Source organism: Kocuria salsicia (genome assembly GCF_007681555.1).
GTDB classification, from domain to species: Bacteria; Actinomycetota; Actinomycetes; order Actinomycetales; family Micrococcaceae; genus Kocuria; species Kocuria salsicia.
Genome location: NZ_VELE01000012.1, coordinates 36,484 through 50,618, shown reverse-complemented (window position 1 = coordinate 50,618; position 14,135 = coordinate 36,484). Strand labels below are relative to the sequence as shown.

The 14,135-nt window shown below is 68.3% G+C and carries 16 protein-coding genes; 3 read left to right on the top strand and 13 right to left on the bottom strand.

The features are described 5' to 3' along the window. Positions 1-675 precede the first annotated feature (675 nt). The 5 genes from FS770_RS12680 to FS770_RS12660 all read right to left on the bottom strand — a co-directional run bounded on the left by FS770_RS12680 (position 676) and on the right by FS770_RS12660 (position 5,007). Positions 676-867 (bottom strand): hypothetical protein, encoded by a 192-nt coding sequence (locus FS770_RS12680; protein WP_068470551.1) that lies wholly within the window; start codon positions 865-867, stop codon positions 676-678. Positions 868-1,150: 283 nt separating this feature from the next. Next, the gene (locus FS770_RS12675; RefSeq protein ID WP_068470549.1) at positions 1,151-1,942 is read right to left on the bottom strand and encodes a ParA family protein; all 792 of its coding nucleotides are present in this window, start codon (positions 1,940-1,942) and stop codon (positions 1,151-1,153) included. Between the two features lie 124 nt (positions 1,943-2,066). Further along, positions 2,067-2,402: a hypothetical protein gene (locus FS770_RS12670; RefSeq protein WP_145012444.1), complete on the bottom strand. Its 336-nt coding sequence runs from the start codon at positions 2,400-2,402 to the stop codon at positions 2,067-2,069. A gap of 20 nt (positions 2,403-2,422) precedes the next feature. Then, the gene (locus FS770_RS12665) at positions 2,423-3,214 is read right to left on the bottom strand and encodes a hypothetical protein (protein WP_144832539.1); all 792 of its coding nucleotides are present in this window, start codon (positions 3,212-3,214) and stop codon (positions 2,423-2,425) included. Continuing rightward, entirely contained in the window at positions 3,214-5,007 is a 1,794-nt protein-coding gene (locus tag FS770_RS12660; protein ID WP_145012441.1) for a hypothetical protein, read from the bottom strand. Before FS770_RS12660 ends, FS770_RS12665 begins: the two co-directional genes overlap by 1 nt. A gap of 1,109 nt (positions 5,008-6,116) precedes the next feature. On the opposite strand from FS770_RS12660, the gene FS770_RS12655 reads away from it, so the two are divergent. Beyond that, positions 6,117-6,647 (top strand): helix-turn-helix domain-containing protein, encoded by a 531-nt coding sequence (locus FS770_RS12655; RefSeq protein ID WP_145991858.1) that lies wholly within the window; start codon positions 6,117-6,119, stop codon positions 6,645-6,647. Positions 6,648-6,937: 290 nt separating this feature from the next. Here the strand turns inward: FS770_RS12655 and FS770_RS12650 are convergent, their stop codons facing one another. From FS770_RS12650 to FS770_RS12625, 6 genes are all read right to left on the bottom strand, one after another. Beyond that, positions 6,938-8,086, bottom strand: a complete 1,149-nt coding sequence (locus tag FS770_RS12650; RefSeq protein ID WP_145012435.1) for a hypothetical protein — start codon at positions 8,084-8,086, stop codon at positions 6,938-6,940. A gap of 200 nt (positions 8,087-8,286) precedes the next feature. Continuing rightward, complete coding sequence (locus FS770_RS12645) at positions 8,287-8,487, bottom strand: hypothetical protein (protein WP_101888545.1); 201 nt, start codon at positions 8,485-8,487, stop codon at positions 8,287-8,289. 63 nt (positions 8,488-8,550) lie between these two features. Continuing rightward, positions 8,551-9,810 carry a Y-family DNA polymerase gene (locus FS770_RS12640; protein WP_145012432.1) on the bottom strand — a complete coding sequence of 420 codons (1,260 nt, stop codon included), beginning with the start codon at positions 9,808-9,810 and terminating at the stop codon, positions 8,551-8,553. Continuing rightward, entirely contained in the window at positions 9,807-10,250 is a 444-nt protein-coding gene (locus FS770_RS12635) for a LexA family protein (RefSeq protein ID WP_068470964.1), read from the bottom strand. The genes FS770_RS12640 and FS770_RS12635 overlap by 4 nt, the downstream gene beginning before the upstream one ends. A 103-nt stretch (positions 10,251-10,353) precedes the next feature. Then, positions 10,354-10,686, bottom strand: coding sequence for a hypothetical protein (locus tag FS770_RS12630; RefSeq protein WP_145012429.1), 333 nt, complete (start codon positions 10,684-10,686; stop codon positions 10,354-10,356). Then, positions 10,683-11,654, bottom strand: coding sequence for a CPBP family intramembrane glutamic endopeptidase (locus FS770_RS12625; protein ID WP_145012427.1), 972 nt, complete (start codon positions 11,652-11,654; stop codon positions 10,683-10,685). The genes FS770_RS12630 and FS770_RS12625 overlap by 4 nt, the downstream gene beginning before the upstream one ends. Positions 11,655-11,773: 119 nt before the next feature. Here FS770_RS12625 and FS770_RS12620 point away from each other — a divergent pair, with 119 nt between their 5' ends. Continuing rightward, complete coding sequence (locus FS770_RS12620) at positions 11,774-12,586, top strand: hypothetical protein (RefSeq protein WP_145012424.1); 813 nt, start codon at positions 11,774-11,776, stop codon at positions 12,584-12,586. Next, positions 12,583-12,969: a hypothetical protein gene (locus FS770_RS12615; protein ID WP_145012421.1), complete on the top strand. Its 387-nt coding sequence runs from the start codon at positions 12,583-12,585 to the stop codon at positions 12,967-12,969. Before FS770_RS12620 ends, FS770_RS12615 begins: the two co-directional genes overlap by 4 nt. Before the next feature lie 179 nt (positions 12,970-13,148). On the opposite strand, the gene FS770_RS12610 is transcribed toward FS770_RS12615, so the two are convergent. Next, positions 13,149-13,502: a helix-turn-helix domain-containing protein gene (locus FS770_RS12610; protein ID WP_222126523.1), complete on the bottom strand. Its 354-nt coding sequence runs from the start codon at positions 13,500-13,502 to the stop codon at positions 13,149-13,151. Continuing rightward, entirely contained in the window at positions 13,499-13,891 is a 393-nt protein-coding gene (locus FS770_RS12605; RefSeq protein ID WP_068470945.1) for a hypothetical protein, read from the bottom strand. The genes FS770_RS12610 and FS770_RS12605 overlap by 4 nt, the downstream gene beginning before the upstream one ends. Between the last annotated feature and the right edge of the window lie 244 nt (positions 13,892-14,135).

Genomic DNA, 14,135 nt, shown 5'->3' with positions numbered 1-14,135 from the left:
TGAACCCCGCCGTGAGCCTCGCGGCCTGACACCCCAACTGTCACCTGTTCGTGCGGCAGTCCCGACTACTACACAGGTCAGGCCGCGGCCTCGTTGCTCGGCGTCACCAGGTTCACCCTCAACGAGTGGGTGGAGCTCGAGAGACAAGCCCCCGATGCCCTGGTCCTCACGGCCAGCTCTTCTCGGCGCCCGCAGCCAGCATGGAGTGCAGAGACTCTCCAGCAGTGGAGTCAATGCACGCCTGGGTCACCGATTCAGCTGCTCTCGCCTTCTGCGGCGATCAGCTACACGGGGCTTACTCCCACCACGTTCACCAGCTGGCGGACCCGGGTGAAGCTCCCGGCTAATGCCACGATTCACCGCAGATCTACTGGCACGCCGAAACCCGTGTGGACCACCTCCACGTTGGATCTGTGGTTGCACAAGGTCAGCCGGCACGCCAAGAGGCGATCTCCGCGGGCCACGTGCGTGTACACCAGTGAGGAGGCCGCGCTTCTTCTGGGGGTCGCTCACCCGGTGTTCGAGAAGGCTTTGCAGGAGCATCCGCTGGCGCCGGCGGCGATGATGGTCTCTCCTGCGGCGCAGGCCTGGACAGCAGATGACCTGCACGCATGGGCCGCGGAGCACCTGCCGGCTCAAGGTCACGCGGCATAAGACACGCCCACTCCCCGATCCTTAGAACGGCTTGGAGTCGTTGTACTTGCGCTCGACTTCCTTGGTCAGCTCCATCACGGCTCGCTCCACGAACCCGGTCCAGGTGTCCATGTCTTCGCCGTACACGCTGCCGATGCGCTGGGCGCGCATCGCCCGAGCCTTGTCGCTGGGCGTGATGTAGAAGTTCGTCTTGCGCTTGACCTCCCCGTTCACCGTCCTCGTCCGGGGCCTGCCCCCGCGGGACCGGTCAGGGGCTTCGCTTTCGGCCGGGGCCTCTGCAGCGGGGGCCTGCGCAGGCGGCGCCTGGACACCCGAATCCTGGGCTGGGATGGCCCCCGGGGAAGGAGCAGAGACCGTGGGCTCTTCCCGAGGTGCCACCGTGGGGCCTTCCTCGGTGTGGTTTGCGGTCTGGGCGGGGGCGGCGGGGTGCCGCTTCGTGAGTGATGACGTGCGGGGCTGGGGCGCGGGCATGGTTCTTCTTCTCCTCGGGGAAGGGTCAGGACAGCAGGGTGGCCAGGTGGCTGGAGTACAGGCCGTGGAGGCGCTGGGCTTCCTCCGTCGCTTCGGGCCATTCGTCCAGGCCGTAGCCAGCTTCGGCGGCGCCCTTGATCATGGCGCGCTTCGGGATCAGCGGCTCCAGCATCGCCACCTCGTTGGTCTCCAAGGCCCGCTCGATCTCCAGACGCCAGTGGCCGTCGTTGCGGGTCTGCCTGTCGTACTGGTTGATGAGCACCCCGGCCACCCGCAGCTGCGGGTTGTAGAACGAGCGCACCGCCTGGATCGTTTCCAGCAGCCGCCCGAGTCCGTTGGCGGAATACTGCCCGGGGTGGGTGATCACCAGCACCTGGCTGGCTGCCGTCATCGAGTTCAGGGCCAGCTGGTCCAGGCTTGGGGGGCAGTCGATGAGCACTAGTTCGTAGTCGGCCACCACCGAGGCCAGGGCCTCCTTGAGCCGTGATTCCCGCCCGGCTCCGGCGATGACCATCTCATCGCGCACCACTGCCAGCACATCACCGACGGTGGGCGCCAGGGTCACATTCGACCAGATCGTGGGGACGAGAACGTCCTGCAGCGTCTCTGGGGCCCGGGTGCTCAGGGCATCCGCGACACCGGCCTGGTCTTCGGTGACCGACTCCCCTGCCAGCGACGAGGTGATGTTGCCCTGCGGGTCCATGTCGATGACCAGTGTGGGGATTCCCTGGGTGTGGGCTGCTCGAGCCAGATGGTAGGTGGTGGTGGACTTCCCCACCCCGCCCTTCTGGTTGCTGATCGCTACTACGGCGGTCATCGCGTCTCCTCTGTTCTAGGGGTTATTGACCCCACTGCTTCCCTTACCTCCAGGGTAGCCAATGGGGTTGAGGGGGTCAATGGTGTTATGGGGGTTATAGGAGTTTTTGCCACCAATAACCCCTTTAGTGTCTGTTCGCGGGTGGGGTGGGTTCGGATGAGCTGGACCGCGCGGCTCGGGCGTGGGTGTCCCGGTAGCTCTGGATCTCTGCGGTGGCGAACCGCCGCCCGGTGACCACCGGGGACGGGAATGTGGTGGCCTTGCGGACGAGTTTGCGCACGGACTCGGGTTGGATCCCCAGCAGCTGGGCGGCGTCGGCGCTGGGGATCGTGGCGGTCTCGAGCACGGTGCGCAGCGCGCCGTTGGCCACCAGTTCCGCGGCCAGGCCCTGGTCGGTGGTGGTCGATGCCAGGGCGGCGCGCACGGTGGCGCGCAGGTCGGTGGATTCGAGCGGTTCCATGGTGTGGGTCCTCCTGGGGTCTAGCCCCACCGGCCACGGCGGCGGGTGCCGGCGGCGTCCTGGGCGATGCGTTCGGGTTTGGTTCGGGAGGCCTCGAAGCTGGTGACCTGCATGGACACGATGGAGTAGTCGCCCATGGCTTCGGGGGCGGAGGAGCCGGCCTTGCTGGCCCCGGCTTTCTGCATCTGGTCATTCGCCCAGGCCTCGAAGTCCCCGCCATGGTCGGTGCGCACGTCGGAGAGCACGTCGGAGGCGTGATAACCGGACTTGGACCCCAAGTTCACGTAGAACCGGCTGGTCCCGTCCTTGGACTCCACGACGGCGCGGACTTTCATGCGCTTGTCGTGGTGGGCCTGGGACTTTGCCACGGTGCGGACTTCCTGGTGCACGGATTTCCAGCCCTTGGCCCGGTTCTTGGACCGGGGGGACTTGGGCATGGTTGTCACGGAGTCACGGGCCCCGCCGGGCAGGAACGTGGTCTGGTGGCCGTAGGTGTTGCGCTTGGTCTTCGGGGCGACCTTGCCGCGGGTGTCTTTCGGGGTCACGGCTTCGGTGCCGGTCTTGCCGCGGACTTTCATCAGCGTGCCCTGCCTGGTGCGTCGGCGGGGGACGTAGTTGCTGATCTGCCCGGTGGTGTAGAGCTCTGTGAGCCCGGCGCGGAAGGTCTCGCCGGAGGACTCACCGTTGGCCAGCTTGCGCATCCACCGGTCGCTGCGCCCGAAGGCCTGGCCCATCTGGGACCAGCTCATCCCGTAGGCCTTCTTCGCCGCGGTCGTCAGCTCCGCGATGCTCATCTGGTTCGGATCGTTCATCACGCCTCCTCGGCGGTGGTCTCGGTGTAGGAGGTGGGCTGGTCGTCCTGGTAGGTGAACTCGAAGTCGAAGGCGGCCTGGTCCATTACCGCGTCCGCGTTCAGTTGCGCTCCGGCTTTCAGGGCCTTGTCGCGCAGGGTGTCGCGGGCGGCGCGGGTGGTGGGGGTGGGCACCGGGGCATCCAGGTAGCCCTGCAGGCGCAGCCGCCCGGCCTTGCCGTCGTCAACCCCGCCCTGCTCCTGCGGCAGGGCCCACTGGGGCAGGTAGGAGCTGTAGATCGCGTCGCCGTTGATGCCCACGATCGAGGAGCCGGGCATGGTCAGCGCCCCGCACTCGACCCCGTTGGTGGTGTTGTGCAGCACCTTTGCCCGGCCCCGGCCCCAGACCTGCACGGAGAACTCGGGGCGGTAGTACATCTGCTGCTGCCGGCTCATGCTCTGGGGGATCAGGTACACGTAGGCCTCGCCCAGGCGTTTCAGGGAGGCCACCGCCTCGGGGGGAATGGTCTTGGGGTCTTTGGTGTACTGGGTCATCCCGCGCCCGCGGGAGGCGAACTTACCGATGGTCTGGATCAGGATCGCGCGCAGGGCAGCGCCCAGGGCGGTCTTCATCAGCGGCGGCAGCCCCGGGTCGGTGGCCAGCATCGCGCGGGCGTCGGTGAGCTTTTTCGCCCAGGCGTCCAGGGGCTTGGCCTCGGTCATGGACCGGCGGGCCACGTGGTCATCACCGTGGAAGCGTTTGCGCTGGGAGGGCATTTGCTTGGAGAACACCACCGCCTCCAGCGGTTCCACCGCCCACCCGAACTTGCGAGCCACGAAGACCTCGGCGGCATCAGCCCAGGACTCCCCGGTGGCCCCGGGACGGTTGGGGTAGTACCAACCGGAGGCGGTGTCACGGTGCTGGCAGCCGAAGATTCCGATGTGGTGCCAGGTGTTCGGGACGGTGAACTTCACCCGGAACCGGGCCCGGCAGTAGGGGTCGGCCTCCAGCAGCTCGGTGGCCTTGGACTGGTTCAGCCGCACCCCCGGCCCCAGGCCCAGGCGGTTGCACAGGGAGGCGTACATGAACCGTCCGTCCACGTAGGCAAACCTGTCCAGGTGGGTGATCACGTTAGGGTCGATCATCGGCACCACATCCGGGTGCTCGTCCGCGCTGGGACCGGCCACGGTGTGCTCGAGGTGGTGCTGGCCGCTGGTGGCGTGCAGCTCCTCGGCGATGTCATCGGAGACCGGTTCCAGGGTGATCGACTTGGGCAGCGAGGCTGCCCACAGGTTCATGCCCGTGGCCCCGGGGGTCTTCATCAGCGCGGTCTGGGTGCCCGCCGGCAGGTGCTTGGCGAACAGGTCCCCGAGCACCGCGTCCAGCACCTGGAAGGCCTCGCGCGCCTGGGGCGGGGACAGGCGAGTGGAGCCGAACCACTCCGCGGCGGTGCGCACCTCGATGTACTTCCGGGTGGTCGCGTGACGGAACCGCCCGGTGGGCGGGGTGCCCAGCCAATGACCCTCCGGTTCCCACTGGCCGGTGTCCACCAGCAGCCAATGGCGGCTCTGCCCGTCGTCGCCGGGCTCGGCCTTGGGCACCTTGCCGGTGAACACGATCGTGGCCTTCTCCGCGGTCTGGTTCGCCAAATGCGCCACCGTCTCCAGCTTGTCGCGCAGCGTCGGGTTTTTTCGCCCACGCGAGGCCTGGCAGGTGAAAGTGTGGCCCGCGTCGGAGATCCCGCGCCCGGTGGTGAAGTCCACGTAGAAGGTCTCGATGCGCTTGGTGCTGTAGATGATCGGTCGGGTGCTCATCACGCCCCCTCTCTCTGGTGTCGTTTCGTCACCACTCTATCGGTAGTGACGAACCGACACCAGCCCGACACGGGGTTCTCACCCCCTGCAGCCCCAGCGGTTCCCCGGGTTCCCGCGCCCCTACCGCCCCCCACAACCCCCGGGGGGTGGCCGGATTTTTTTCGGGATGGTACGCTCGCGACACCGAGAACTCGCGAAGCGAGGAGCGCAGGGGACGCGAGCGACCCCCTCCAAAAACCCTAAATGTGTATGGGTGGAACCCAGGATGTATATGGGTGCGGGGCCCGGATGTATATGGGTGCCGCCCGGACATGTATATGGGGGGGGTGGGGGTGTTGCAGGGGTCGGTGACCCCTGCGGATCCCCTGCAGTCGGTGCCTCCGCTGCCCCCTCCAGCTGGCTCCGATGGGGGTGCGCTTCGGGGTGAGTTGGGGCAGGTGCCCATACACATCGACCCCACCCCCCCCATATACATGGGCCGCACTGCGCGCGGCCTCCAACCGTCCGAGACGGATGGCCAACAATGCTCATACCCAGCTTCACATTCACCTCACTTTCTGACCCCGTGGTGATTCTGTGGTGTCCTTCCCAGCCCAGTGCGGACGGGATGCGCCGGGGGGGCAGGGCCACAGGATCATGCGTTGCCTCAGTCCCGCCCCCCCGGGGGGGGGGCAAAGATTCCCGCCTCCACCCACCCCTGCCGTGTGCCCAGGACCAGATCCTGGGGGTGTTTCCGGGAGGGTTCACACCAGGGGGCCTGCCCCCCTCCTAGTCCCACCTCTCGTGCGACCTCAAGGGTCCCGAGGGGGGCGTGGGCAACGGTGCCCCTGCCCCGGACGGGGTGAGCCAGCGGGCACCCCCATTCTCCGCGCATGATCCTCTGGCCCCCGCCCTCCTGCCCCGTCTTAGGGGGGGCGTTCAACGGGCCCTCGGCAGCCCTTGGCCCTCATCGGCTTTGGCTGTCCCCCGCCTGCTGTCGTAGACCGGGCGCCCGTTGCGGGTCACCTGCCCGCCCCCCAGGGGCGCCCCCGTCCTGGCATCAGCATCGCGGGTGCCGGCGGCCCCGGCTGCGGGTGATCCGGCGGTCTAAGCCGATAGTATCTGTGTCTATGACGCACACAATTTCGGTAGCTCCTGAGCGCTTTCTCACCCGGGAAGCGCTGGCCCAGGCTGCGGGTGATCCGGCGGTGAGACCCGCCCAGCTGCAGGTGCTGGTGGTGCTGGCTACTCGTCTGGATTCCGGTGAGTGGGTACCGGTTCCCGCCGCGTCGGTGGCCGCACAGCTGGGGGTGGAACGGGCGTCGGTGGCTCGTGCTCTGCAGCGGTTGTGCCGCTCCGGCTGGCTGGTGGCCGGGCCCAAGCGCGGGCGGGTGATCACCTACCGGTGCGGCCCGAGGGTGCCTCCGGCGTCCCGGACGGTGGGGCTGACCCCCACGGCCCAGCGGGTGGCCCGGGAACTGGAGCAGGTGCTGGACACCGAACTCCCCCGGCCTGTCAGCCATGCTCAGCTCGCGCGCGATCTCGGGGTCAGCCGGGGCAGCGTCCAGGCCGGGATCGAGCAGCTGGTAACCACCGGGGCACTGCTCCGCGGCCCACGGGAGGGGCGCACCTACACCTATCGACTTCCCCACTACCCCTAGTGACCAGTAAGGGGTTGCGGGGGTTGTCGCCTCCAGTGGGGTTGTGACCGTTGTGGGGGTTTCGGCATGCAAGGAGGTTTTTACCCCCAAAAACACCACTGGGGTTTAGGACCCCACGGGCACCATCAACCCCGGGGTCAGGGGCGGGGCACAGCAGTGTGGCCCCCACCGAGGTGAGGGCCACACAGTGCCGGGTTCGCGGTGCTGCGGAGTCGAGGGAAATCGCAAGAAAACCTCGAGCGCAACGGGCGAGGAGCCGGCAGATGGGCGGCGACCAAACCGCCCGCCCCTTACTGTATCGACGGGCTCAGCTGCTGGCGGTGCGTGGACGGCTGTGACGCGACCATGGCGGCACCGTCGGTGCTGGCGGTGTCCCGGGCGAGCTCCACGGCGTGACGGAACCAGGCAGGCATCGGCTTCTTGCCAGCCGCTGCCGTGGCCTTCTGGCGGGCCTCTGCAGCACGGGCAGCAGCACGGGCGGCGCGAGCCCGCGCCCTGGCCTTGGCGGGGGGTTCCAGACCGGAGATCGCGCGAGTGAGCTGGTGGATGAACAACGCCCGGGGGTTGGACTGGCTGTTCGGGGCCAGGGTGAGCAGCCCATGGGACCGGTGATCGGCCTCCATGGCGTTGAGCAGGTCCTGGGTAGTCCACTCCTCGCTGACCCCGCACCGGGCCAAGGAACGGGCCAGCCCCAGCAGATGCTGATCCCCGCGGTCCAGCCAGGGCAGTCGGTTCACCAGTCGCGCCGTGAGCTTCTGGATCCCTACCGGCACACACGAGCGCGCAGCGCGTGATGTCTTCGGCTGGGATTTCCGCGTACCGGCCCCGCGTGAGCGGGCGCTGGGTACAACACGAGAAGGCTTGTGAGAGGAATTCTTAACCCCTTCGGGGTAGGGGTGCACAGCTCGTGCTCGGGCGGGGATCGTCAGGGAGCGGTTGGAGGCGAACCGGTTCTGGTAGGTGTCCTTGTGGAGACTGGCCAGGATCCGTTCGGCCTGCGTCATGTACCGGCCCCGGGTGATCTCCACCGCCCACCCGAGATCACGCAGCACCCGCCGTGCCCGGCGCACGGTGTCCACGCTGCAGCGCAGCGCCTTGGCCACGGTGGCGTGGGAGGTGCGCACGTTGCGCCCGGTGGTGGTGTCGGCAGTCTTGGCATCCTCGGTGGCCACAGCCTGCACCCGGGCCGCACACGTGCGGTGCGTGCGCAGCACCTGTGCACCGAGTTCTGTGGTCAGGTCCTGGACCACGGCCTGGATCCACTGGTCACGGGACCACCAGCACGGAACCCGCGCCTCCGCACCCTCTGCCGGGTCCGGGGTCCAGGACTTGCCCGTGCGCGCACGGGGGGTGTGGGACTCGGTGACCGGAAACCGCTGGGCACCGCGGCACACAGGCCGACGACGGATGGGGGTTGCGGGGGTTTGTGCCCCCTTCAACTCCCGTGCCTCCACTGGGGTTGATGGGGCTAGTGGTGTCACTAAGTCTGCTGGTAGCCTAGACATAGCAACACCTCGTTGGGTGCTTTAGGTGGCATCTCATGAGGAACCTTGGTTGTTATCGGAACACCGCGAGAGTTTGGTCGCTGGAGCGGTGTTCAAGACTTAGAAGGCGGTCCCTGGCAGGGGGCCGCCTTCCGTCATTCTTGGGCGGTCTGGGTCAAGTCGTACTGGGGCATATCGAGCTCACGGGCGGCGAGCGCGGCGATCCAGGCGGACAGGGTGATGCCCGACGCGTGGGCTGCCTTCTGGGAGGCGGCTTTGAGTTCAGGCGGGAAGTACAGCGTGGTTCGGTCGAACTTGCCGATCTTCCGTCCTTGGCGTCGGATTTCGGTGGTCATGGGCTCAGTATGCCTTACGACGTCGCTAATTCATAGGGCGTCGTTAAGGTGTGTCGCGGAAGATCAGCTGACGGTGCGGAGTGCGTTCCAGTCGGTGGTGTAGCCGGGGGAGAGGGCTGCCTGATGGTTGTCCCAGGGCCTGGGGGCGCTGGTCGCGGATCGGCCCAAGCCGACCGTGCCGGTACCGAACCGGGTGTTGACGGCGTCGATCAGGGACCCAATGGGCGCAGTGGTGGGGACGGTGCCGGGCAGGGGCGCGGCAGCACCAGTGTCGGTGAGCTCCAGACACATCACCCCGGCGCGCATGTACGGGATCCCGTGCACCAGGTGCGGCTCCAAGGCCCTGCGGGCCGCCGCCGCCAGCACCCCGGGCTCGTGGGTCGGAGCAGGCAGCCTCAGGTGCGCACTGGGGTGGTGGTCAGGGCCTGGGCGGTGGGGTGAGGTGGCGGCGAAGACCGTCAGGCGCGCGGCTTCCTGGTCCCCTTTGCGCAGCCGGCGCGCGGCCCGCTGGGCGAAATCGGCCACCGCCTCTGCGATCAGGGCGGGATCCTTGATTGGCTCGGGGAAGGAGCGGGAGACCAGGATCTGCTGCTTGGTGGCGGTCTCTTCTTCCACGGGGATCGCCGGCACCGCGTTGAGCTCGAGCACGGTGCGCATCAGCACCACGGAGAACCGGTCGCGGATCCGTACCGGGTCAGCGTCGCGCAGCTCGGCGACGGTGGTGATCCCCTGGGCTGCCAGGCGGCGGGCGGTGCGCGCGGCCACCCCCCACACCTCGGTGACTGGCAGGGTGTCCATGAGCCGGTCCCAGAAGCCTGGCGGGGTGTTCTCCCAGTGCACCACGCCCCCGGTGGCGGGGATCTTCTTGGCCGCTTCGGTGGCCAGCTTGGCCAGGGTCTTGGTGGGGGCGATGCCCACGCTGACGGGCAGCCCTACGTTGCGCGCTACCACCCGCCGCAGCTGCCGGCCCCAGGTCAGCAGCTCGCGTGTGTGCCCGGGGGGAGGGGTCAGGAAGCACTCGTCGATCGAGTAGATCTCCTGGGCCTGGGCGTAGCGGGCCAGCAGGCTCATGGTGCGTTGGGAGAGGTCGGCGTAGAGCGGGTAGTTCGAGGATCTGCGCTGCAGGCCCCACCGGCGGGCGTCGGCGGCGATCTTGAACCAGGGGTCTCCCATCTGGATCCCCAGGGCCTTGGCTTCGGCGGAGCGGGCGACCACGCATCCGTCGTTGTTGCTCAGCACCACGGTGGGTTTGCCGATCAGGGACGGGTCGAAGAGACGTTCGCAGGAGACGTAGCAGTTGTTCACGTCCACCAGTGCGATCATGCCGAGCGCCCCACGGGGCGCAGGTGCCGGATGGAGTGCACGACCACACCCCAGACCACCAGCTCGGACAACCCGCCGACCACCACATCGGGGTAGGCCGGGTTCTCAGGGTGCAGCACCACCTGCTGGTGGTGGATCTGCAGGGTCTTGATGGTGAAGTCCCCGTCCACCACCGCGATCACCACGTCACCGTCGCGCGGGGTCAGGGAGCGGTCCACCAGCACCTCGTCCCCGTCGTAGATCCCCACCCCCTCCATGGAGTCCCCCGTGACGCGGAGGATGAACGTGGAGCTCACGTCTCGGATCAGCACGTCGTTGAGGTCGATGCGCCCGTCATCGAAGGAGTCCTGGGCGGGGGAGGGGAATCCCGCGGGTACGCGCAGCAGCACGGCCTGGACCAGGGTGGGGCGCGCAGCCTGCACGGGCAGAGGGTGGGTCATGCCCACAGGGTAGAACACGCATTCGACACGCATAAGACGGCGAGTAGAACACCAGTTCCCACAACTCCGGTGGCTCCACCCCCTCCCCGCGAGCGCCGGGGGGCTATGTGGTGATGGGGGTGTGCAGGGCCAGGGCCAGGGGTGGGATGGGTGCGGGGGAGGTCTTGGTGCCGCCGGTGCCGCAGATGAGTACGGGGCCGGTGAGTAGGCCGGTGAGGCGTCCGGCGCCGAGGGCGTCTGCGAGCTCGGTGGCGGTGAGGTTGGTGTCCCCGGGGGTGGGTTGGGTCCAGAATTCGGTGCCGGCCCCGTGGCGGGCCAGGTGTAGGCCGTGGTGCCAGGGGTGTCCTGCTGGGGCGGGTGCCAGGCGTGTGAGGGTGAGGTCACCGGCGGGGTTGATGGTGGCGACCGTGGGGTGGGCTGGTGCGGGGGTGGTCATGTTGTGGCCTTCCTGGTGAGGGTGGGGTGGAAGCTGGCGGCGAGGGGTGGGCAGTGGGTGAGGTGGGTGTTGCGGTGCCCGGGGGTGGAGGTGGCTTTCAGTCCCCGGAGGGTGCGGATGGCGTGGGGGATGAGCGCGATCATGAGGACGAGCCCGGCCACGCTGACCCAGGTGAAGGCGCTCTCCCAGGCGTCGGTGCTGGTGCCCGGGGCGTGGGAGATGGCGGCGATGAGGTTGTTGAGCATGTGGGCTGCTACTGCGCCGAGGGCGCTGCCGGTGACCTGCCAGATCACCACGAGCAGTAGGGCCCACACGATGACCCCGGCGGCGACGGGGGCCCCGTAGTAGAGGTGGAAAGCGGTGCGGGCGGCGACGGCGATGGTGGTCGCCAGCCACAGTGGGCAGCGGCCTGCGACCAGCAGCAGGATCAGGCCCGGCACCAGCACGATCTCCTCGGATGGCCCGGCGGTGAGCATGGTGACCAGCAGGCTGGGCAGCGCCTCGTCGGTGGTGGCCTGGGAGCGGTAGAGGTGGGTGTGCTCGGGGAACCATGCCAGGGCGCGATCGGTCATCACCGATTTGATGAGGTTCGCGCCGCAGGCCATGAGGCAGGCTGCGGGGATCCAGAACCACTCCCGGCGGTCCCGGCGGGGCAGGATGCCGGCGTTGGTGAGTGAGAACCCCCAGGTTTTCAGCATGGCGCAGGTCAGTACCACGTTCACCACGGCAACAAAGGCGGTGCCGACGGCCACCTCGAGGTTGGTGGTCCAGGGCAGCTGCCCGTCAGGTAGCGGGTGAAGCATCAGTTTCACAGCCTGGCGGGTGGGTCCCAGGAACCCGAGCGCCCAGAGGGCTGCGGCCATGCCCCACATGGTGAGGGGGTGGTTTGCGATGGTCTGGGCGATGTGGCCCAGAGAGCTCAGGGCTCTGTCCGCGGTGGATGTGGAGGGGCGGGGAGTGGTGGCCATGGGTTGCTCCTTGACGGTCTACGAGGTTGGCCAAGTACAACATGGCAAAACAATAAAGACAACTATCTAACTAAAGTGTATTGTATGGATACATCACCACACGGAGACGGGAGCACACCATGACCACCACACCGACCTACTACTCCCCCGGGGCCGCCGCGGCCCTGCTCGGGGTCACCCGTGCGAACTTCAACATCTGGGTGGCCAAGGGCCAGCAAGACCCCGACGCCGTGCTCGTACCAGCGAGCGCGGATCGCAAACCGCAGCCGGTGTGGACGGCGGAGACCGTGAAGAACTGGGGCAAGACTGAGGTGGGGGAGCCGCAGAGCTACTACCCGCCTCAGGCGGCGGCGCAGTACCTGGGGATCCCGTACCCGACGTTCAACGTCTACCGGCGCTCTCGGGGGGAGATCCCGGCGGATGCGTGGGTGAGACGGTCCCCGGAGGGGGAGCCGTCGCCGGTGTGGAAGCCGGCGACGTTGAAGGCGTGGCTGGCGTCGATGCGTGAGCAGGTGGCTGCCCCCCACACTCCTCGTCCGGTTGGGCTCTACGGTCTGGGGGATGCGGCGGGGTTGATGAACCTGACCGCCGCCGGGTTCGAGCGGCTGCTGGCTGAGCACCCCCTGGCCCCGGATGCGGTGCTGATCACCCCCAGCACGGAGAGGGCCTGGACCGCGGCCAGCCTCAACGAGTGGGCGGAGGCCACGGAGACCCCGATCAAGCGCCGCAAGCCGACCCCGGTGCAGCTCTACCCCCACACCGAGGCCGCGAAGCTGCTGGGCATGGCCCCGGGGGACTTCAACAAGGCCCTGCGCGCCCACCCGTTGGCCCCGGAGGCGCTGATGGCCTCCCCCGCAGCTCAGGCCTGGGGTGAGGACACCCTGCGCACCTGGGCCGCGCAGGTGGGCGAGGCGAAGGAGGGGGTCAAGTGAGCCCGGACGAGTTCCGTCTGAAAACCGGTCTGCTCGGCTTCACTGCCCGCGACCTGGACTCGATCTTCACCGAGCTCGACGGGCGCGCCCGGGAGGTGCTCAACGGCCACGGCCAGGTGCCCGAGCATGTGGGGGAAGTCGTGAGCGCGTGGTGGGAGGAGACCACCACCGCGGTGGCCAACACGGTGGCCGAGGCCACCGCCGCCTGGGAGACCGAGCAGGCACCGGCCCAGCTGACCCGCTACGCGCAGCACGCCCTGCTGCCCAAGGAGATCGGCGCCCACGCCTCCTCCATCCAGGCCTGGGACTATCACCTCGGGCTGATCCTGCGCGCCCTAGACGCTGCCGGTGTCCCGCACCAGATCACCACGATCGGCCAGTGATCCCGATGGGCCAGCTGGAAGCCGAGTTGCACGTGGTGGCGCGCGAGGCGCGGGCCGTGCGCGAGCAGATGCAGCAGGAGCATGCGGTGACCGCGGCGGCAGCCTATGACCACATCGTGCGCACCTGCGAACGGTTCATCACCACAGCCCCCGCGTTCCCGACCCCGACGGGGCAGGACTCAGACCGTGGTGGTGTCCTCGAGGCGGTAGGGGATCCCGCGCAGCTCCAAGACCATGGCCAGGGCCGCGACCTGGGCCACCTCGTCCTCACCGGCCACCCTCAACACCACCGGGCGGGTCCGCGAACGCAGGAGCACGGCCAGGCGCTCGCGTAGCTGCTGCTGGAAGGTGCGGTGGGCGGTGTCCAGGCGGGCCGCGGCGGCGGGGGAGGGGTGCCCGGTGCCGGCCAGCCAGGCGTGGGCGCGGCGTTCGCTGACCCCGGCCACACCGGCGAGGTCTTTAATGCTCAATCCCAGCTGGGAACGCAGCACCGCCAGGGCCGCCGGGGTGTAGTCGGAGCCGGGTGCGCTCACGCCCAGCTCCGGGTGGTGAAGGTGTAGGGCACCCCGGCGGCGTCCAGTCCCAGAGTGATCAGTGCGAGGTAGGCATCCCAGGTCTCCACACTGGTGGCCTTCACGCCGTGCTCGGCCCGGGCCAAAAAGCCCTTGGCGGGGTAGCGGGTCAGGGTCACCGGCCCCCCAGTGGATTCGTGCTCGGCCAGATGCAGGCCCAGCGCCGTGTCCGCGTCGGCATCGACCTCCTGGGCCCAGGAGGTGACCTTCTCGGCCAGCCAGTCGGGCACCTCATACTTGCCGGTGCGGATCCGGCGGAACCGGCGGGCGTCCATGCCCACGGTCTCGGCCACGTCCTGGGGGCGGAACCCCAGACGGGCGGTGGTCGCGGCCAGGGTGGCGTAGTCCATGGTGGGGCCTTCCGATCTGCTGTATCTCGTGGGTTTCAGGTGCACTTCAGTAACCCCTAGGTTACTAGGGTTTATGGTCCTGGGCGCTTCATGAACCGTGATGCTTAACCCTCTTGACGAGCATCATGTTTCATGATGCCATGAGGGGGTCAGTCACCGCTGAGCGTGGCTGTTTTCCCCCACATGTCAGGACGTGAAGGCGATGGATGAGACCGTGTTTGCCGTGCAGTTGGAGGCCACCTGC

What these genes read in the sequence shown, in the direction of transcription:
- FS770_RS12675 (WP_068470549.1), bottom strand. Translation starts at nt 1,942, where the DNA reads ATGACCGCCGTAGTAGCGATCAGCAACCAGAAGGGCGGGGTGGGGAAG.
- FS770_RS12670 (WP_145012444.1), bottom strand. Translation starts at nt 2,402, where the DNA reads ATGGAACCGCTCGAATCCACCGACCTGCGCGCCACCGTGCGCGCCGCC.
- FS770_RS12665 (WP_144832539.1), bottom strand. Translation starts at nt 3,214, where the DNA reads ATGAACGATCCGAACCAGATGAGCATCGCGGAGCTGACGACCGCGGCG.
- FS770_RS12660 (WP_145012441.1), bottom strand. Translation starts at nt 5,007, where the DNA reads ATGAGCACCCGACCGATCATCTACAGCACCAAGCGCATCGAGACCTTC.
- FS770_RS12655 (WP_145991858.1), top strand. Translation starts at nt 6,117, where the DNA reads ATGACGCACACAATTTCGGTAGCTCCTGAGCGCTTTCTCACCCGGGAA.
- FS770_RS12645 (WP_101888545.1), bottom strand. Translation starts at nt 8,487, where the DNA reads ATGACCACCGAAATCCGACGCCAAGGACGGAAGATCGGCAAGTTCGAC.
- FS770_RS12640 (WP_145012432.1), bottom strand. Translation starts at nt 9,810, where the DNA reads ATGATCGCACTGGTGGACGTGAACAACTGCTACGTCTCCTGCGAACGT.
- FS770_RS12635 (WP_068470964.1), bottom strand. Translation starts at nt 10,250, where the DNA reads ATGACCCACCCTCTGCCCGTGCAGGCTGCGCGCCCCACCCTGGTCCAG.
- FS770_RS12630 (WP_145012429.1), bottom strand. Translation starts at nt 10,686, where the DNA reads ATGACCACCCCCGCACCAGCCCACCCCACGGTCGCCACCATCAACCCC.
- FS770_RS12625 (WP_145012427.1), bottom strand. Translation starts at nt 11,654, where the DNA reads ATGGCCACCACTCCCCGCCCCTCCACATCCACCGCGGACAGAGCCCTG.
- FS770_RS12620 (WP_145012424.1), top strand. Translation starts at nt 11,774, where the DNA reads ATGACCACCACACCGACCTACTACTCCCCCGGGGCCGCCGCGGCCCTG.
- FS770_RS12605 (WP_068470945.1), bottom strand. Translation starts at nt 13,891, where the DNA reads ATGGACTACGCCACCCTGGCCGCGACCACCGCCCGTCTGGGGTTCCGC.